At 55.8% G+C, this 19778-nt stretch carries 17 protein-coding genes; 15 read left to right on the top strand and 2 right to left on the bottom strand.

Going from position 1 to position 19778, the window contains the following annotated elements; genetic code table 11:
* Position 1 precedes the first annotated feature (1 nt).
* The 15 genes from pbpC (at position 2) to M8370_RS11230 (ending at position 18303) form a co-directional block, all read left to right on the top strand.
* On the top strand, positions 2-2329 hold the full coding sequence (pbpC, locus tag M8370_RS11300) for a peptidoglycan glycosyltransferase PbpC (protein WP_250021050.1): 2328 nt from the start codon (positions 2-4) through the stop codon (positions 2327-2329).
* Between the two features lie 88 nt (positions 2330-2417).
* Entirely contained in the window at positions 2418-4796 is a 2379-nt protein-coding gene (locus M8370_RS11295; RefSeq protein WP_095453323.1) for a DMSO/selenate family reductase complex A subunit, read from the top strand.
* A complete protein-coding gene (locus M8370_RS11290) occupies positions 4793-5422 on the top strand; it encodes a DMSO/selenate family reductase complex B subunit (RefSeq protein WP_214453315.1) in 630 nt (209 codons plus the stop codon). The genes M8370_RS11295 and M8370_RS11290 overlap by 4 nt, the downstream gene beginning before the upstream one ends.
* On the top strand, positions 5415-6203 hold the full coding sequence (locus M8370_RS11285) for a dimethyl sulfoxide reductase anchor subunit family protein (RefSeq protein WP_114519215.1): 789 nt from the start codon (positions 5415-5417) through the stop codon (positions 6201-6203). The genes M8370_RS11290 and M8370_RS11285 overlap by 8 nt, the downstream gene beginning before the upstream one ends.
* Positions 6203-7078 carry a 4Fe-4S binding protein gene (locus tag M8370_RS11280; RefSeq protein WP_114519216.1) on the top strand — a complete coding sequence of 292 codons (876 nt, stop codon included), beginning with the start codon at positions 6203-6205 and terminating at the stop codon, positions 7076-7078. Before M8370_RS11285 ends, M8370_RS11280 begins: the two co-directional genes overlap by 1 nt.
* Positions 7079-7202: 124 nt before the next feature.
* Positions 7203-7634, top strand: a complete 432-nt coding sequence (gene ndk / locus M8370_RS11275; RefSeq protein WP_003860625.1) for a nucleoside-diphosphate kinase — start codon at positions 7203-7205, stop codon at positions 7632-7634.
* 169 nt (positions 7635-7803) lie between these two features.
* On the top strand, positions 7804-8970 hold the full coding sequence (gene rlmN / locus M8370_RS11270) for a dual-specificity RNA methyltransferase RlmN (RefSeq protein WP_114519217.1): 1167 nt from the start codon (positions 7804-7806) through the stop codon (positions 8968-8970).
* A 291-nt stretch (positions 8971-9261) separates the two neighbouring features.
* Entirely contained in the window at positions 9262-10275 is a 1014-nt protein-coding gene (gene rodZ / locus M8370_RS11265; protein ID WP_023620375.1) for a cytoskeleton protein RodZ, read from the top strand.
* Positions 10276-10301: 26 nt separating this feature from the next.
* A complete protein-coding gene (gene ispG / locus M8370_RS11260; RefSeq protein WP_029882243.1) occupies positions 10302-11420 on the top strand; it encodes a flavodoxin-dependent (E)-4-hydroxy-3-methylbut-2-enyl-diphosphate synthase in 1119 nt (372 codons plus the stop codon).
* A gap of 81 nt (positions 11421-11501) precedes the next feature.
* On the top strand, positions 11502-12776 hold the full coding sequence (gene hisS / locus M8370_RS11255; protein ID WP_013098276.1) for a histidine--tRNA ligase: 1275 nt from the start codon (positions 11502-11504) through the stop codon (positions 12774-12776).
* Positions 12777-12789: 13 nt separating this feature from the next.
* Positions 12790-13410 (top strand): YfgM family protein, encoded by a 621-nt coding sequence (locus tag M8370_RS11250; RefSeq protein WP_013098275.1) that lies wholly within the window; start codon positions 12790-12792, stop codon positions 13408-13410.
* 10 nt (positions 13411-13420) lie between these two features.
* Entirely contained in the window at positions 13421-14599 is a 1179-nt protein-coding gene (gene bamB / locus M8370_RS11245) for an outer membrane protein assembly factor BamB (RefSeq protein ID WP_029882244.1), read from the top strand.
* Positions 14600-14711: 112 nt separating this feature from the next.
* The gene (der, locus tag M8370_RS11240; protein WP_029882245.1) at positions 14712-16187 is read left to right on the top strand and encodes a ribosome biogenesis GTPase Der; all 1476 of its coding nucleotides are present in this window, start codon (positions 14712-14714) and stop codon (positions 16185-16187) included.
* A gap of 297 nt (positions 16188-16484) precedes the next feature.
* Positions 16485-18029, top strand: a complete 1545-nt coding sequence (locus M8370_RS11235) for a peptide MFS transporter (protein WP_013098271.1) — start codon at positions 16485-16487, stop codon at positions 18027-18029.
* 52 nt (positions 18030-18081) lie between these two features.
* Positions 18082-18303, top strand: coding sequence for a zinc ribbon domain-containing protein (locus M8370_RS11230; RefSeq protein ID WP_020690017.1), 222 nt, complete (start codon positions 18082-18084; stop codon positions 18301-18303).
* Here the strand turns inward: M8370_RS11230 and M8370_RS11225 are convergent.
* Together M8370_RS11225 and M8370_RS11220 are read right to left on the bottom strand one after the other, a co-directional pair.
* Positions 18300-18650, bottom strand: coding sequence for a protealysin inhibitor emfourin (locus M8370_RS11225; RefSeq protein ID WP_013098269.1), 351 nt, complete (start codon positions 18648-18650; stop codon positions 18300-18302). The two genes, M8370_RS11230 and M8370_RS11225, sit on opposite strands and share 4 nt — an antisense overlap.
* Positions 18651-19670, bottom strand: a complete 1020-nt coding sequence (locus M8370_RS11220) for a M4 family metallopeptidase (protein ID WP_023620379.1) — start codon at positions 19668-19670, stop codon at positions 18651-18653.
* Between the last annotated feature and the right edge of the window lie 108 nt (positions 19671-19778).

Raw genomic sequence — 19778 nt, 5'->3', positions numbered from 1 at the left:
TATGTCAGTTGCACGTCTGATACGCTCCCGCTGGCTGTGGCTGGCGGGGGCGCTTCTCATTTTATGGGGGCTGATTGTCGCCGCCGACCGCCTCTGGCCGTTGCCGCTGAAAGAGGTTAACCCCGCCCGGGTGGTGGTGGATGAGAAGGGCACGCCGCTCTGGCGTTTTGCCGACAGCGAAGGGATCTGGCGTTATCCGGTCACGATTGAAGAGGTCTCTCCTCGCTATCTTGAGGCCCTGATCCAGTATGAAGATCGCTGGTTCTGGGAGCATCCAGGCGTGAATCCTTTCTCTGTGCTGCGCGCTGCCTGGCAGGATCTGACGTCCGGTAAGGTGGTCTCCGGCGGCAGTACACTGACCATGCAGGTTGCGCGTCTGCTGGATCCGCATCCGCGCACCTTTGGCGGTAAAATTCGTCAACTCTGGCGGGCGATGCAGCTTGAATGGCATCTCTCCAAGCGCGAGATCCTCACCCTCTATCTCAACCGCGCCCCGTTTGGCGGGACGCTCCAGGGAATAGGTGCCGCAAGCTGGACCTATCTGGGTAAACCGCCATCACAGCTCAGCTATTCCGAAGCGGCCCTGCTGGCGGTGCTACCTCAGGCCCCCAGCCGTTTACGCCCGGACCGCTGGCCGGCGCGGGCGGAGGCGGCGCGCAACAAAGTGCTCGAGCGGATGGTAACGCAGGGCGTCTGGTCAGCCCGACAGGTTAACGAATCCCGTGAAGAGCCGGTATGGCTGGCTCCCCGGCAGATGCCCCAGCTGGCGCCGCTCTTCGCACGCATGATGCTGGGAAAAAGCCGTGATACCAAAATTGTCACCACTCTGGATGCCGCCTTACAACGGCAGCTGGAAGAGCTGGCAATGAACTGGAAATCCCGCCTGCCGGCGCGCAGTTCGCTGGCGATGATCGTCGTGGATCATACCAATATGAAAGTGCGCGGCTGGGTCGGTTCGGTGGATATTAACGATGACACCCGCTTCAGCCATGTGGATATGGTGAATGCGATCCGATCCCCGGGATCGGTACTGAAACCTTTTATCTACGGTATGGCGCTCGACGATGGACTGATCCATCCCGCTTCGCTGCTTCAGGATGTTCCCAGGAAAACCGGTGATTATCGTCCCGGTAACTTTGACAGCGGATTCCATGGGCCGGTGAGCATGAGCGAAGCGCTGGTGCGCTCCCTTAACCTTCCTGCCGTGCAGGTGCTGGAGGCGTACGGGCCTAAGCGTTTTGCCGGCATGCTCAGCAACGCAGGGTTGCCGCTTATTTTGCCTGCGGGGGCGCAGCCAAATCTGTCGTTGATCCTGGGCGGGGCGGGAGCGCGGCTGGCAGATATTACTGCTGCCTACAGCGCTTTTGCCCGCCGCGGTAAAGCGGGAAGGCTGCGCTTACAGCCAGGTGATGCGCTGGTTGAACGTCCGCTGTTGTCACCCGGCTCGGCCTGGATTATTCGCCGTATTCTGGCGAATGAAGCCCAACCGTTACCGGATAACGCACTGCCGCAGGTTGCGCCGCTGGCATGGAAAACGGGCACCAGCTACGGCTATCGCGATGCCTGGGCCATTGGCCTGAATGCGCGTTACGTGATTGGCATCTGGACAGGAAGGCCGGACGGCACGCCCGTGGCGGGACAGTTTGGTTTTGCCAGTGCCGTGCCGCTGTTAAATCAGGTGAATAACCTGCTTCAGTCGCGCTCAACGATAGACGAAGCGCGCCTGCCACGAGATCCGCGCCCGGAAAGCGTCGGGCGAGGCGTGATCTGCTGGCCTGGCGGGCAATCGTTGCCGGAGGGCAGTGAAAACTGCCGTCGACGCCTGTCGACCTGGCTGCTGGAAGGAAGTGAGCCGCCGACGCTGTTGCTGCCGGAGCAGGAGGGCATCCGCGGGATCCGTTTCCCGATCTGGCTGGATAAAACCGGCAAACGCGTTGCGGCAGATTGCCCGGATGCCACAGAGAAAGTGCTGGACGTCTGGCCGCTGCCCCTGGAGCCCTGGCTGCCCGCAGCAGAAAAAAGAGCGGCACGTCTTCCCGCACCCTCAACGGTTTGTCCACCGCTGGATGATAACAATGCGGCACCGCTAATGATTTCGGGTGTCAGAGAGGGGGCGGTCATTAAGCGTCTTCCGGGTGAGGAAAAAGTGACAATTTCCGTCACGACCAGCGGGGGAGAAGGGCAGCGATGGTGGTTTTTAAATGGCGAGCCTCTTGAACATAAAAATCGGAATTTTTCAATGCAGTTATCTTTGCCCGGTAAATATCAATTAGTTGCCATGGATGAGGCCGGGAAATTGGCTACGCTTAATTTTGAATTAAGCCGCTAACCCCTACTCCCTATTAATTAGCTTGATAATAATCAATGTTCGTTCCTGCGAAAAAACGAGAATGCGTTTTTATTTGAAGGAATGAGCAATGACAAAAATAAAAAGCCAGGGAGACGGCCTTTTACCCGCTGTATCCCGACGTCAGTTTATCCAGGCCGGGTCGGCGCTTGCTGCCCTGCCGTTTGTCGCCCGCGTTGGCAAAGCAAAGGCGAGTGAAGACACCGCCGCACAAGACGAGCCTGCGGAAAACATTATTCAGACCTGCAGCACATTTGACTGCGGGGGGAAATGTGATATTCGGGCCCACGTCAACGATGGCGTGGTGACCCGAATTTCCACGCGCCCGGATAATGAGCTGGATCCGCAAATGCCGGTGATGCGCGCCTGCGTTCGTGGCCGGGCTTACCGGAAATTTGTTTACCATCCTGACCGTTTAAAATATCCGATGAAACGCGTGGGTAAGCGCGGTGAAGGAAAATTTGAACGTATTTCGTGGGATGAAGCTACCACGCTTATTGCCGAACGGTTAAAAACGATCACGCAACAATATGGCGCAGCCTCGCGCTATGTTCATGTGGGTACGGCGGTTTCCGGGGGCACCTTTTCCGGGGATAAGATGGTCCGTCGTTTGCTCAACTTAACCGGCGGATACCTTGAAAGCTATCATTCGGTCAGTATGGGCAATACAGCTGCCGCGACGCCTTACACCTACGGCACCGCCGCCAGCGGCAGTTCGCTGGATACACTGCAGGATACCCGGCTGGTGATCCTCTGGGGTCATAACCCAACGGAGACCATTTTTGGTCACAGCAACCACTATTTCCAGAGGATGAAGCAAAACGGCACGCGTTTTATCGTGGTTGATCCACGCTACTCAGATACCGTTTCATCCCTTGCCGATCAATGGATCCCCTTATTACCGACGACCGATAACGCGCTGATGGACGCGATGATGTACGTTATCGTCACGGAAAACCTGCACGATCGTGAATTTATTCAGCGCTATACGCTGGGCTTCGATGAAGCCTCAATGCCTGAAGGTGTGCCCGCCAACGAGTCTCTTGTCGCCTATCTGACCGGTGCGAAAGATGGAGTGGTGAAAACTCCCGAATGGGCAGAGCAAATTACCCATGTGCCAGCGCAGACCATCCGGCAGCTGGCACGCGACTATGCCACAACAAAACCTGCCGCGTTAATTCAGGGCTGGGGTCCACAGCGCCACAACTGCGGCGAACGCACCGCGCGTGGCTCTACGCTGCTGGCAACGCTGACGGGCAATGTTGGCGTAAAAGGTGGGTGGGCTGCAGGATATGGTGGTTGTGCCAACCGGAAATTTGCGGTCGGTCCTGACATGCCGGATAACCCGGTCAAAGCAAAAATATCGGTGATGAACTGGGTTCAGGCCGCTGACGATGCCTCACAGGTCACACCGGATGTCGGCCTGAAGGATGCTGAAAAGCTCGACAGTAATATCCGCATTCTGTTTTCTCTGGCGGGTAACTATCTTGCTAACCAGAACCCCGATCTGCATCAGGCGACACGGGTACTGGAAGACGAGTCGAAAATTCAGTTCATCGTGGCAAGCGATCTCTTCATGACGCCGAGCGCCCGCTATGCCGATCTTCTGCTGCCGGAAACCAGCTTTATGGAACGCTGGAATATCGGTGAAACCTGGGGGACCGCAAGCTATCTGATCCTCTCGGAAAAGCTGATCAAACCCGAATTTGAACGCCGTTCAGACTATGACTGGCTGCGCGAAGTAGCCGCTAAGCTGGGTATCGAACCGGCCTTCAGCCAGGGGCGGGATGAAAAGGCGTGGATTGAACACATATGGGAGCAGACTCGCCTGGCGATGCCAGAGGAAAACTTGCCTGACTTCGCGACGCTGCAAAAGACGCGGCAACATCTCTTCAAAAGCGCACCGTATGTCGCTTTTGAGGACAATATTCGCGACCCGCAAAATCATCCTTTCCCGACGCCATCCGGAAAAATTGAGATCTTCTCGAAGCGTCTTTACGACATGCATCACCCGGAAATCCCTGCGCTGTCGCATTACGTGCCAGCCCATGAAGGACCGGAGGATGAACTGGCGAAGACGTTCCCGTTACAGCTCATTACCTGGAAAGGGAAAAACCGCGCCAACTCCACTCAGTATGCCAACCCATGGTTGATTGAGGTTCAACAGCAAAAGTTATGGATTAACCCACAGGACGCGCAAAAACGCGGTATTGCGCAGGGAGATACCGTGCGTATTCACAATGCACGGGGGATATGTGAAATCCCGGCCGAAGTCACGCCGCGCATCATTCCTGGCGTTGTTGCCATGCAGGCTGGCGCCTGGTGGCAGCCGGACGAGCGGGGCATTGATAAAGGTGGCTGCGCGAACGTGCTCAGCTCCGCCCGCATTACCGCACTTGCGAAAGGGAATTCTCATCAAACCATGCTGGTGGAGGTAGCAAAAGCATGAGTCAGTTTAAACACTACGCGCCGGTGAGCGACAAACAGCTGGGTTTCTGTATCGACTCATCCCGCTGCTCGGGCTGCAAGGCCTGCCAGGTGGCGTGCAAAGATAAAAACAACCTTGAACCCGGGCGTCGTTTCCGTCGCGTGTACGAAATCAACGGCGGGAATTTCATCCCAACCGGCCAGGGTGGCGTCAGCAATAACGTTTTTGCCTACACACTTTCTGTCTCCTGCAACCACTGTGCGGATCCTGTCTGCACCAAAAACTGCCCGACCACCGCGATGCATAAGCGTCCGGGTGACGGCATCGTGCGCGTCGATACGGATAAGTGCGTCGGCTGTGGATATTGTGCGTGGTCATGCCCCTATGGCGCGCCGCAGCTCAACGAGCAGACCGGGCAGATGTCCAAATGCGATTTTTGCGTGGATCTGCAGGCGAAAGGCGAACAGCCTGTCTGCGTGGCAACCTGTCCCCTTGAAGCGATCAAATTCGGGCCGATTGATGAACTTCGGGCGAAATACGGTGTGGTCTGTGACGTGAAGGGATTGCCTGATTCCTCCATCACCAAACCGAACCTGGTGATCAAAGCACATCAGGGCGCAGAGAAAGAGGGGACACGTCATGCATGAGTTACCGTTGCTGATTTTTACCCTGTTCCTTCAGGGATCGGTAGGCGTTACGCTCTGGCTGGCGCTCGGAGGCGCGCAGGCTTCGCCGCGTAACGCGCTGCTGCCTGCTGCCGGGGCATTCGTGCTGGCCTGCCTGGGGCTGCTCGCCTCGGCGCTGCATATGGGCTACCCGCTCAATGCTCTCAACGCGCTGCGCCACGTATCCAGCTCCTGGCTGAGCCGTGAGATTGTATTTGCCAGCCTTTACCTTGCGGCGCTTGGTCTTGCGACGCTGCTGATGTTCGCGAAAAAACCAGGCTGGAAGCCGCTTCTGGCGGTGGCGGGTCTTGTCGGGCTGGTGGACGTGTTCTGCATGGTGCAGATTTATATCCATACGTCGGTTGTCACCTGGCAGCACATCAACACGCTGGTGCTGTTCATCGGCTCGGTGGGAATCATTGGCTCAGCCTGCGTGGCCGTTGGGGCGCCTTCCCGGATTAACCTGCGCGCGGCGGTTGTGATTATTACGCTGTTGGTGCTTGTGCGTCTGGTGATGCAGCCCGTCTGGCTGGCCGACATTACAGCCATGGACAACACCGTGGTGACATTCCCTCACGCTCCGTTACGGATGCTGGAGCAACTGCGCACGATGCATCTGCTGAGCTGGTGCGTTTCCGTTGCGGGCATGCTGTGTTTTGCCGCGGGCGGTCTGAAGGCCGCGCGAGGCCCGGTGCTGCTGGGCAGCGCATTACTGATTGTGGGTGAGCTAATGCTGCGCTTCGTTTTCTTCAGTATTGGCTGATGGACGGATTAACGCTTATCCCGGCGATGGACGTGACGCATGCGTGCGTTTGTCGCCGTTTCCGCCATGCCTCCTGCCACGCCTGTGCGGACGCTTGCCCTGTGCAGGCGTTCTCTTTTACGGACTCGGGCGTTCTGATTGATGACAGCCGTTGTATTGAATGCGGTGACTGCCTGTTTGTCTGTCCAGCCGGAGCCATTACCGGCATCGTACCGCGAAAACGCTTTTTGCGTGGAGATACGCTTGCCGGGCCGTTTACGGAACGCGCCGCTGGAGTGAATGAGCTGCTACTGTGGCACGCGCAATACCGCGTTCGTTTTATCAGTATTGAGGTGGAGCACCATCCTGACTGGCTGCTGGCGCTTGCCCGGCTTAATCTTACGCTTCGCCGACGCGGTGAAGCGGCGTGGACATTTAAGCTCATCCCGCACAACGAGGTGAATCTCGCCCGCCGTGCGCTAATGCACGTTCCCCGCGAGGATGTTCGTGCCTGTCGCGTCATGCCTGGCCTGCGTGAGTTGCGAAGGGCTTTTCCCGCGTTTAGCGAGGCAGAGATCGCTCTCGACGCCGGAAAGTGCGTGCTGTGCGGGGCGTGCTGGCGAAGCTGTCAGGAAAAGGCGATTCGTTTTGAGAACGCCAGTCTGAGGGTGGAAACCGAATATTGCACCGGTTGCGGTGGTTGTGAAGCGGTTTGCCAGCATGCGGCGATAAAAGTGACACAAACAGAGGGAATAGCGAAAACGGTAACCATGCCCGCATATGAGGCCATTTGCCAGACGTGCCGCCGTCGGTTCTGGTCATTTACGCCTGAAGAAAAGCAGTGCCCGCTCTGTTTCCACCATCACTACGGGATGCGAAATCTGTCCTGTTGCTAATCTTCGTCTCATTTTAAAAAAATGTTATGTATAACCATAGGCAATGGCGCTATTGCTCTTTATAATCCGCGCCACACCATACTCAGGTATGCAAAAACAACAGAACATTTTACAGAGGTTATCAATGGCTATTGAACGTACTTTTTCCATCATCAAACCAAACGCGGTGGCAAAAAACGTTATTGGCAGCATCTTCGCTCGCTTTGAATCAGCAGGGTTTAAGATCGTTGGCACCAAAATGCTGCATCTGACCGTTGAGCAGGCTCGTGGTTTCTACGCTGAGCATGAAGGTCGCCCATTCTTTGACGGTCTGGTTGAGTTCATGACCTCTGGCCCGATCGTGGTATCCGTGCTGGAAGGCGAAAATGCGGTACAGCGTCACCGTGACCTGCTGGGTGCAACCAACCCGGATAACGCGCTGGCAGGTACGCTGCGCGCTGACTACGCTGACAGCTTCACCGAGAACGGCACCCACGGTTCTGACTCTGTTGAATCTGCAGCGCGCGAAATCGCTTTCTTCTTCGCAGAAGGCGAAGTGTGTCCACGTACCCGTTAATTTAACGGTTTCGTTTACACATTATTTTCGTAAATGCCACGTGCAAACGTGGCATCCCTGCGCCAGACTTTGTACAATGCAACGCCCCGGACGAGCAGAACGCTTTCCGGGGCGTTTCTTTTCAACCCTCCATGGGCCATAACGTGTAACAACGAGGCCGGAAAATATTATGTCTGAATTAGTGAATACCTCCGAAGTCGCCACGCCTGCGGTTCCAAATAAAAATGGAAAAATTAACCTGCTGGATCTGAACCGTCAGCAGATGCGCGAGTTCTTTAAAGAGTTGGGCGAGAAGCCGTTTCGTGCCGATCAGGTCATGAAATGGATATACCACTATTGCAGCGACAACTTTGATGACATGACTGACATCAACAAAGTGCTGCGCAACAAGCTCAAAGAAGTGGCTGAAATCCGCGCACCGGAAGTGGTGGAAGAACAACGCTCTTCAGATGGCACCATCAAATGGGCGATTGCCGTTGGCGATCAGCGTGTTGAAACCGTGTATATCCCGGAAGACGATCGCGCCACGCTGTGCGTCTCTTCTCAGGTTGGCTGTGCGCTGGAGTGCAAATTCTGCTCAACCGCGCAGCAAGGTTTTAACCGTAACCTGCGTGTATCGGAAATCATTGGCCAGGTCTGGCGTGCCGCGAAAATCGTTGGCGCGGCGAAAGTGACCGGAACCCGCCCAATTACCAACGTGGTGATGATGGGGATGGGTGAACCGCTGCTGAACCTGACTAACGTGGTTCCGGCAATGGAAATCATGCTGGACGATTTCGGTTTTGGCCTCTCCAAACGTCGCGTGACGCTCTCTACATCAGGCGTGGTTCCGGCTCTGGATAAGCTGGGCGATATGATTGACGTGGCGCTGGCCATCTCTCTGCATGCGCCAAACGATGAAATCCGTGACGAAATTGTGCCGATCAACAAAAAGTACAATATCGAAACCTTCCTTGCGGCGGTGCGTCGCTACCTGGAAAAATCCAACGCCAACCAGGGCCGCGTAACCATCGAGTACGTGATGCTCGACCACGTGAACGACGGTACCGAGCATGCGCATGAACTGGCTGCACTGCTGAAAGATACGCCGTGCAAAATCAACCTGATCCCATGGAACCCGTTCCCGGGAGCGCCGTATGGCCGCAGCTCGAACAGCCGTATCGACCGTTTCTCGAAGGTGTTGATGGAGTACGGTTTCACCACCATAGTGCGTAAAACCCGTGGTGATGATATCGATGCCGCATGCGGTCAGCTGGCGGGTGATGTGATTGACCGAACCAAACGTACCCTGCGTAAACGCATGCAGGGCGAGACGATTGCGGTCAAAGCTGTTTGATTATTATGCAATCACGGCGCATTATTGCGCCGTGAAGCATAATCTTACTGAATAATCAGTCAGATTCGTGATGACTGAGTAATAATTACGGTGCGTTTCATACGACTTTCGGGCAGTATGTAACGACGTAACAACAGTTTAGCTTCACGGGCAGGGCGCACTGTCATCTCCGGGCTGACAGTCTTATACTGACTGTTCAAGGTTAACTGACCAGAAGTTTCGCGGTGCGGGTGGCATTGTGACTCACCGGCACCTGAACCCTTATTTTTCACGTACCAGTAGTTGTAGCGAATGAATACTGAAGCCACTCACGACCAACATGAAGCACTCTCCACTGGCGTTCGTCTTCGCAACGCCCGTGAACAACTCGGACTCAGCCAGCAAGCCGTTGCAGAACGCTTGTGCCTGAAGGTTTCCACGGTTCGCGATATTGAAGAAGATAAGGCACCTGCCGATCTGGCTTCAACATTCTTGCGCGGGTATATCCGCTCTTACGCAAAACTGGTGCACATCCCTGAAGACGAATTACTGCCAATGATGGAGAAGCAGGCACCGGTTCGTGCAGCCAAAGTTGCACCGATGCAGAGCTTCTCTTTGGGCAAACGTCGTAAAAAACGTGATGGCTGGCTGATGAGCTTCACCTGGCTGGTGCTGTTTGTGGTGGTCGGCCTGACCGGCGCATGGTGGTGGCAAAACCACAAGGCGCAGCAGGAAGAGATCACCACGATGGCCGATCAATCCTCTGCCGAACTTAACCAGGCCGGAAACGGTAACGCGCAGAGCGTTCCACTGAGCACCGACAGCGCGGCAACAACCAGCGAACCACAAACCGCGACGACCGATACGCCAGCTACCGACGCTGCGCAGACCCCAGCGGCAACGGCTAACACGTCAGCGCCTCAGACGCAGGCTCCAGCGCAGGATCAAAACGCGGTGGTTGCACCTTCTCAGGCTCCTGTGGATACCGCAACGAACGCACCGGCGGCGAACACCGCTGCACCTCTGCCGACCGATCAGGCAGGTGTCGCAACGCCCGCGGTTGACCCTAACGCGCTGGTGATGAATTTCACTGCTGACTGCTGGTTAGAAGTCACTGACGCAACAGGTAAAAAACTGTTCAGCGGCCTGCAGCGTAAAGATGGCACGTTAAACCTAACCGGTCAGGCACCGTATAAACTTAAAATCGGCGCTCCGGCAGCGGTACAGATCCAGTATCAAGGAAAACCTGTCGATCTGAGCCGCTTTATCAGAACTAACCAGGTTGCACGTCTTACCGTTAATGCCGAACAATCAGCAGCACAGTAACAGACGGGCTACGCGGGAGATTTTTCATGCATAACCAGGCTCCGATTCAACGTAGAAAATCAAAACGGATTTACGTTGGGAATGTGCCAATCGGCGATGGGGCGCCTATCGCCGTCCAGTCGATGACCAATACGCGCACCACGGATGTGGAAGCGACGGTCAACCAAATCAAAGCCTTAGAACGCGTAGGCGCGGACATTGTTCGCGTCTCCGTGCCAACCATGGACGCCGCAGAGGCGTTCAAACTGATCAAACAGCAGGTCAGTGTGCCGCTGGTTGCAGACATCCACTTCGACTACCGCATTGCGCTTAAAGTTGCCGAATACGGCGTCGACTGCCTGCGTATCAACCCAGGCAACATCGGTAACGAAGAGCGTATCCGCATGGTGGTGGACTGCGCACGCGATAAGAACATCCCCATCCGTATCGGCGTGAACGCCGGTTCTCTGGAAAAAGATCTGCAGGAAAAGTACGGCGAACCCACGCCGCAGGCGCTGCTTGAATCCGCGATGCGCCACGTTGATCATCTGGATCGTCTTAACTTCGATCAGTTCAAGGTCAGCGTAAAAGCCTCCGATGTCTTCCTGGCGGTAGAGTCCTATCGTCTGCTGGCAAAGGAGATCGATCAGCCCCTGCACCTTGGGATCACCGAAGCGGGTGGCCTGCGCAGTGGCTCTGTCAAATCAGCCATCGGCCTGGGTCTGCTGCTCTCGGAAGGGATCGGCGACACCCTGCGCGTTTCGCTGGCGGCCGATCCGGTCGAAGAGATCAAAGTTGGCTTCGACATCCTGAAATCACTGCGTATCCGCGCCCGTGGGATCAACTTCATTGCCTGTCCAACCTGTTCACGTCAGGAGTTTGACGTCATCGGAACCGTGAATGCCCTGGAGCAACGTCTTGAAGACATCATCACCCCAATGGACGTCTCCATCATCGGTTGTGTGGTGAATGGCCCGGGTGAAGCGCTGGTGTCAACGCTGGGCGTCACCGGCGGTAACAAGAAAAGTGGTCTCTATGAAGATGGCGTTCGTAAAGATCGTCTGGATAATAGTGATATGATCGACCAGCTTGAAGCGCGCATTCGTGCCAAAGCGTCGATGATGGACGAAGCGCAGCGCATCAGCGTTCAGCAGGTTGAAAAATAACGTGATGGGAAGCGAAGTGCTTCCCATGTATGATTGAACCCATTCTTTGGGTTCTTTTTTGTATATAGAAAGAGAATAAACGTGGCAAAAAACATTCAAGCCATCCGCGGCATGAACGATTATCTGCCTGGCGAAACCGCCATCTGGCAGCGCATTGAAGGCACACTGAAACAGGTGCTCGGCAGCTACGGTTACAGCGAAATCCGTTTGCCGATTGTAGAGCAGACCCCGTTATTCAAACGCGCGATCGGCGAAGTGACCGACGTGGTTGAAAAAGAGATGTACACCTTTGAGGACCGCAACGGCGACAGCCTGACGCTGCGTCCTGAAGGTACGGCGGGCTGCGTACGCGCCGGCATCGAACATGGTCTCCTGTACAATCAGGAGCAGCGCCTGTGGTATATCGGCCCGATGTTCCGCCACGAACGTCCGCAGAAAGGTCGTTATCGCCAGTTCAACCAGCTGGGTGTGGAAGTGTTTGGCCTGCAAGGTCCCGACATTGACGCTGAGCTGATCATGCTGACCGCCCGCTGGTGGCGCGCGCTGGGCATCTCTGAGCACGTCTCTCTGGAGCTGAACTCTATCGGCTCTCTGGAAGCGCGTGCTAACTACCGCGATGCGCTGGTGGCGTTCCTTGAAGAGCACAAAGAGAAGCTGGACGAAGACTGCAAACGTCGCATGTACAGCAACCCGCTGCGTGTGCTTGATTCCAAAAATCCGGACGTGCAGGCGCTGCTGAACGATGCGCCTGCATTAGGCGATTACCTGGACGACGAGTCTCGCGAACACTTTGCTGGTCTTTGCAAACTGCTCGAAGCAGCAGGCATTGCCTATACCGTTAATCAGCGCCTGGTGCGCGGTCTGGACTACTATAACCGTACCGTGTTTGAGTGGGTTACCACCAGCCTCGGTTCGCAGGGCACCGTGTGTGCTGGCGGCCGTTATGACGGTCTGGTTGAGCAGCTTGGCGGCCGTGCCGCGCCTGCGGTTGGCTTCGCAATGGGCCTTGAGCGACTTGTTTTGCTGGTTCAGGCAGTTAATCCGGAATTTAAAGCAGATTCCGTTGTCGATATATACCTGGTGGCCTCAGGCGCGGAAACGCAGTCTGCGGCGATGCAGCTTGCTGAACGCGTGCGCGATGCACTGCCGGAGGTTAAGCTGATGACCAACCATGGCGGCGGCAACTTCAAAAAACAGTTTGCTCGTGCCGATAAGTGGGGCGCAAGTATTGCACTGGTGCTGGGTGAGTCCGAAGTGGCCAACGGCGAAGTGGTAGTGAAAGACCTGCGCTCTGGTGAGCAGACAACGGTAACGCAGGACGGCGTTGCGGCGCACTTGCGCACTCTATTGGGCTAAGGAGAAGGACTGCGTGGAAATTTACGAGAACGAACACGACCAGGTCGACGCGATCAAACGCTTCTTTGCTGAAAACGGCAAAGCGCTGGTTGTTGGGGTGATTTTAGGTGTAGGTGCATTGATTGGCTGGCGCTACTGGAACAATCATCAGGCGGATTCCGCGCGCGGCGCGTCTCTGTCCTATGAAAATACCGTGAGCGCCATTCGTGCCGATCAGCCGCAAACGCTGACGGCAGCAGAGAAATTTGCCGCTGACAATAAAAACACCTACGGTGCGCTGGCCGCGCTGGAAGTGGCTCAGCAGTACATTGATAAGAACGAACTGGATAAAGCGGCTGCCCAGCTGTCGCAGGGGCTTGCGGCCGCCAGCGATGACAACCTGAAAGCGGTTATCAATCTGCGCCTGGCCCGTATCCAGGTTCAGCAGAAAAAAGCTGATGAAGCGCTGAAAACGCTCGATACCATCAAAGGCGAAGGTTTTGCTGCCATCGTTGCCGATCTGCGCGGTGAAGCACTGCTGAGCAAAGGTGATAAAGCGGGCGCGCGTAAAGCGTGGCAAGCTGGTGTAGATAGCAATGCATCCCCTGCGCTGAGCGAAATGATGCAGATGAAAATAAATAATTTGTCCGTCTGAGAGGGACCCGATGCAATTGCGTAAATTACTTCTGCCAGGACTGCTTTCTGTTACGTTATTGAGTGGCTGTTCACTGTTCAGTGGCGAAGAAGACGTTGTGAAAATGTCCCCGCTGCCGACGGTTGAAAACCAGTTTACCCCGTCAACCGCGTGGAGTACTTCCGTGGGCGATGGAATTGGTGATTTCTATTCCAACCTGCACCCGGCTTTTGCTGACAGCGTTATCTATGCGGCTGACCGTAAAGGTACCGTAAAAGCGCTTAACGCCGATGACGGAAAAGAAGTGTGGTCCGTTAACCTGGCGGAAAAAGACGGTTGGTTCTCCCGTAAACCTGCACTGCTGTCTGGCGGCCTGACCGTTGCCGGTGGTCACGTATACGTGGGAAGCGAAAAAGCACAGGTCTATGCCCTGAACACCAGCGACGGTTCTGTTGCCTGGCAAACCACGGTTGCCGGTGAGTCTCTGTCTCGTCCGGTGGTGAGCGACGGCCTGGTGCTGATCCACACCAGCAACGGCCAGCTGCAGGCGCTGAACGAAGCCGATGGTCTGGTGAAGTGGACCGTCAACCTGGATATGCCATCACTCTCCCTGCGCGGCGAATCTGCCCCGGCGACAGCCTTTGGTGCTGCCATTGTGGGTGGTGATAACGGTCGCGTGAGCGCGGTGCTGATGCAGCAAGGTCAGATGATCTGGCAGCAGCGTATCTCTCAGGCGACGGGGTCAACTGAAATCGACCGTCTGAACGACGTCGACACGACGCCTGTTATCGTCAACGGTGTGGTTTATGCGCTGGCGTACAACGGCAACCTGACCGCGCTCGATCTGCGCAGTGGCCAGATCATGTGGAAACGTGAACTGGGCTCAGTGAATGATTTCATTGTTGATGGTAACCGTATCTATATGGTTGACCAGAACGACCGTCTGCTGGCGCTGAGCACCGATGGCGGCGTGACGCTGTGGACGCAAAGCGATCTGCTGCACCGTCTGCTGACCGCACCGGCGCTGTACAACGGTAGCCTGGTGGTGGGTGATAGCGAAGGCTACATGCACTGGATCGATCCGGAGACGGGCCGCTTTACTGCGCAGCAAAAAGTCGACAGCTCTGGCTTCCTCACCGACCCGGTTGTGGCTGACGGCAAACTGCTGATTCAGGCAAAAGACGGCACGCTGTACGCGATCACGCGTTAATTACCCGGCGGTTGTAGTATACTAAACGGCTCCTGTTCACTCAGGAGCCGTTTTGACATTTTTAAAAACGCTGCGAAAGCGACGTTATTTTGAATTTTATGAGGCTTCAAACATGGTACCTGTGGTCGCGCTTGTCGGGCGCCCTAACGTTGGAAAATCCACTCTTTTTAACCGTTTAACACGCACCCGTGATGCGCTGGTTGCGGATTTCCCGGGGCTGACGCGTGACCGTAAGTACGGTCGTGCAGAGGTGGAAGGACGCGAGTTCATCTGTATCGATACCGGTGGTATCGACGGTACAGAAGACGGCGTTGAAACCCGCATGGCGGAGCAGTCTCTGCTGGCCATCGAAGAGGCAGACGTGGTGCTGTTTATGGTGGATGCCCGTGCTGGCCTGATGCCAGCGGATTCCGCCATTGCTAAACATCTGCGTTCGCGTGAAAAACCGACCTTCCTGGTGGCGAACAAAACTGATGGTATCGATGCCGATCAGGCGATCGCCGATTTCTGGTCTTTAGGTCTGGGTGATATCTACCCGATCGCCGCATCGCATGGCCGCGGCGTGACCAGCCTGCTGGAAACCGTTCTGCTGCCGTGGGTTGACGAAGTGAACCCGCCGGAAGAGGTGGACGAAGACGCGGCATACTGGGCGCAGTTCGAAGACGGTGAAGAAGGCGAAGAAGAAGAGCCTGAAGAGACATTCAACCCGCAGGATCTGCCGATTAAACTGGCCATTGTGGGGCGTCCAAACGTAGGTAAGTCTACGCTCACTAACCGTATTCTGGGCGAAGAGCGTGTGGTGGTATACGACATGCCGGGCACCACCCGCGACAGCATCTACATCCCGATGGAGCGTGATGAGCGTGAGTATGTGCTCATCGACACCGCGGGCGTGCGTAAGCGCGGAAAAATCACCGATGTGGTGGAGAAATTCTCCGTCATCAAAACCCTGCAGGCGATTGAAGATGCCAACGTTGTGCTGCTGGTTATCGATGCGCGTGAAGGTATCTCCGATCAGGACTTGTCGCTGCTGGGCTTTATCCTCAATAGTGGGCGCTCACTGGTTATCGTGGTGAACAAATGGGATGGCCTGAGCAATGAAGTTCGTGAGCAGGTGAAAGAGACGCTGGACTTCCGTCTGGGCTTCATCGACTTTGCTCGCGTGCACTTTATCTCTGCGCTGCACGGCAGCGGTGTGGGTAACCTGTTCGACTCCGTGCGTGAAGCGTATGACAGCTCCACCCGTCGTCAGAGCACCGCTATGCTGACCCGCATCATGAACATGGCAGCAGAAGACCATCAGCCGCCGCTGGTGCGTGGCCGTCGCGTGAAGCTGAAATACGCCCACGCCGGTGGTTATAACCCGCCAATCGTGGTGATTCACGGCAACCAGGTGAAAGACCTGCCGGATTCCTACAAGCGTTATCTGATGAACTACTTCCGTAAATCGCTGGACGTGATGGGCACCCCTATCCGTATCCAGTTCAAGGAAGGGGATAACCCGTTTGCTAACAAGCGCAACACCCTTACGCCAAACCAGATGCGTAAGCGTAAGCGTTTGATTAAGCACATTAAGAAAAGCAAATAAACTTTGCCTGTCTCACAAAAACCCGCGCCTGTCGCGGGTTTTTTTCGCCCATACAAAACGCCTGCCTTCCCTGTGTGAAGTCAATCACTATTCGCTTTTAACCATGTTTAAATCTAAGAAAGTAGACAATCGTCGAATTTTCATCTTAAAGTCCAGGGTCTGGTACTAGACAAAACTAGCGCCTGGTTATCAAATGGTTAACTCATTTTTCGCCGCATGTAAAAAATCGGTCAGATACGTAACTGGCCGGCGTACGCGCGGTGCTTTCAGCACAACGACATACCTTTCGGGAGAATTATGCAATCCTCTGTTAATCAAAAAGAAAGCCGAACGTTCTTCGGCCATCCTTATCCGCTCGGTTCGCTGTTCTTTACCGAGATGTGGGAGCGTTTCTCGTTTTACGGCATTCGTCCCTTACTGATCCTCTTTATGGCCGCCACCGTCTATGACGGCGGCATGGGGCTGGCGCGTGAAAACGCCTCGGCGATTGTCGGTATCTTCGCTGGTACCATGTACCTGGCCGCGCTGCCGGGTGGCTGGCTGGCCGATAACTGGCTCGGCCAGCAGCGAGCCGTATGGTACGGTTCGATTCTGATTGCGCTCGGCCACCTGTCGATTGCGCTCTCGGCGGTGATGGGGAACAACCTGTTCTTTATCGGCCTGATGTTTATTGTGCTGGGATCGGGCCTGTTCAAGACCTGTATCTCCGTGATGGTCGGCACCCTGTATAAAAAAGGCGATGCGCGTCGTGACGGCGGATTCTCGTTGTTCTATATGGGCATCAACATGGGCTCGTTCATTGCGCCGCTGATTTCCGGCTGGTTGATTAAAACCCACGGCTGGCACTGGGGCTTTGGTATTGGCGGCATAGGGATGCTGGTGGCGCTGATTATCTTCCGCGTGTTTGCTGTCCCGTCCATGAAGCGCTACGACAGCGAAGTGGGCCTCGATTCCACCTGGAACAGCCCGGTGGTCAAACGCAACGGCGTGGGCGCGTGGCTGCTGGCGCTGGCGGTTGGGGTAGCGGTTCTCGTCACGCTGATCGCCCAGGGGGTCATTGTGATTAACCCGGTCGCGGTGGCCAGTATGCTGGTCTATGTGATTGCGGCATCCGTTGCGCTCTACTTTATTTATCTGTTCATCTTCGCGGGTCTGACCCGTAAAGAGCGCGCCAGACTGCTGGTCTGCTTTATCCTGCTGGTTTCCGCTGCGTTCTTCTGGTCCGCGTTTGAACAGAAACCGACTTCCTTTAACCTGTTTGCCAACGACTACACCAATCGCATGATCGGAGATTTCGAAATTCCGGCCGTATGGTTCCAGTCGATCAACGCCCTGTTCATCATTCTGCTGGCGCCGGTATTCAGTTGGGCGTGGCCGAAGCTTGCCACCATGAACATTCGCCCGAGCAGTATCACCAAGTTTGTTATCGGTATTCTCTGTGCGGCGGCGGGCTTTGGCCTGATGATGCTGGCGGCGCAGAATGTGCTGAGCAACGGTGGGGCAGGGGTTTCGCCGTTCTGGCTGGTAGGCAGTATTTTGATGCTGACGCTGGGTGAGCTGTGTCTGAGCCCGATTGGTCTGGCCACCATGACCCTGCTGGCGCCAGAAAGAATGCGCGGCCAGATGATGGGGCTGTGGTTCTGCGCAAGTGCGTTGGGTAACCTGGCTGCCGGTCTGATTGGCGGCCACGTGAAGGCAGACCAGCTGGATATGCTGCCAGATCTCTTCGCGCGTTGCTCCATCGCGCTGCTGATTTGTGCTGCGGTACTGATCGTTCTCATTGTGCCGGTTCGTCGCATGCTGGAAAATGCCCGGACGAAACCTGCCACTGAGGCGGTATAATCGATCTGCCGGGGCGACCGCTTCGCCCCGGCAACCTGCTTAAGGAGTTACTATGTCGATCGCCTGTCCAACCTGCCATGCCGAGCTGGAGCCGCAAAACGGCGTGGCTTACTGCGAACACTGTCACAAAGATATTGCGCTCGAAGCCCGCTGCCCGGAGTGCCATCAGCCACTCCAGGTATTAAAGGCCTGCGGTGCGGTGGACTATTTCTGCCAGAACGGCCACGGCCTGATCTCTAAAAAACGCGTGGAGTTCGTCCCTGTCGGGGCTTAATCACACACGCAGCCTTCGCCTTTCTGCCAGAGTTCAACCAGCGATTCGGGCGCTTCCTGCTCCGGTACCAGCACAATAATATCGGTATACTGCGCTTCGTTGTGCCGGGTCCAGAAGATCTGGATACGAAAATAACGCTGGTCACCGCTGCCTGGTGACGACGTCTGACCAGGCGGTTGCCCACGCGGAATGGCCTGCTCCAGAATACTCACCACGCGCTGACGCTGCGCCTCATTGAGAGATGAGAGCGTGATGGTGCGCTGGCCGCTCAGCCTGGGAATAAAAGCGACGCCGCCTTCCCGGGCCAGCTCAACCACGGCGTCATCCGTCAGTTCCGGAACCTGCATTTACAGCACTCCCACCTGTTCCCAGGCTTGTCTTATCGCCGCCCCGACGTCGCTGCCCGAGCGCTTTTCGCCGTGGGCTATCGTCAGTTTTGCGAAGGCATCAAAATCCGCATCTTGTGGCAGATTGCGATCGCAAACTGTGTCGTACCAGGCATAACCCGCTTTTTCCCAGGCATAGCCGCCGATTGCCGTTGCGGCCAGATAAAACGCCCGGTTGGGAATACCGGAGTTCAGGTGGACGCCGCCGTTATCTTCACGCGTTTTGATGAAATCCTTCATGTGCGCCGGTTGCGGATCTTTACCGAGCAGAGGATCGTCATAGGCGGTGCCCGGCTCCGACATGGAGCGCAACCCTTTGCCGTTAATCCCTTTCGCCAGCAGACCTTCGCCAATCAGCCAGTCGGCCTGGTCGGCGGTTTGCTTCAGGTGATACTGTTTAACCAGCGAGCCAAACACGTCCGACAGGGACTCATTCAGCGCACCCGATTGTTCAAAATAGATCAGCCCGGCTTCGGTCTCGGTAACGCCATGGCTGAGTTCGTGCGCCACAACGTCGATGGCAATGGTAAAACGGTTAAATATTTCCCCGTCGCCATCGCCAAAGACCATCTGCTGACCGTTCCAGAAGGCGTTCTGGTATTCCCGGCCATAATGCACGGTGCCGGTGAGGATCAGCCCTTTATTATCGAGCGAGTCACGCTGGTATTCTTTCCAGAAGAAATCGTGGGTGATGCCTAAATAGTCATAGGCTTCATCGACCGCCACATCCCCATTGGACGGCTGGCCTTCATAGCGCACCTGCGTGCCCGGCAGCTCCTGGGTCTGTTTCGCATCGTAGATATCACGCTCCAGCTGTCCGGCTTTGCTCACGTGCGGCGCGGCTGGTTTACCGGGCATGTGGGCCATCAGCGTCTGAACATGGGTTAAAGTCTGGCGGGCGCAGCGCTGCTGCGGCTCTGAACCGCTTTCGATAATACGACGAAGAATATAGGGGGGGATCACGCTGTGAATTCGGGTCATGCAACTCTCCTGTTTTCTGGCAATGCCGAAAAAAGAATCTTCTTAAGTGTAAAACATTAAACCGGTGCTGGTTGTAAGTCGGACAATTCATCTCCTTAAAAACTGGCG

The sequence above is a fragment of the Enterobacter cloacae complex sp. OE43NF genome (assembly GCF_023544405.1).
Taxonomy (GTDB): Bacteria; Pseudomonadota; Gammaproteobacteria; order Enterobacterales; family Enterobacteriaceae; genus Enterobacter; species Enterobacter cloacae.
Note: the sequence above shows the minus strand (reverse complement) of the source record. Positions and strands in the feature narration are given on the sequence as shown.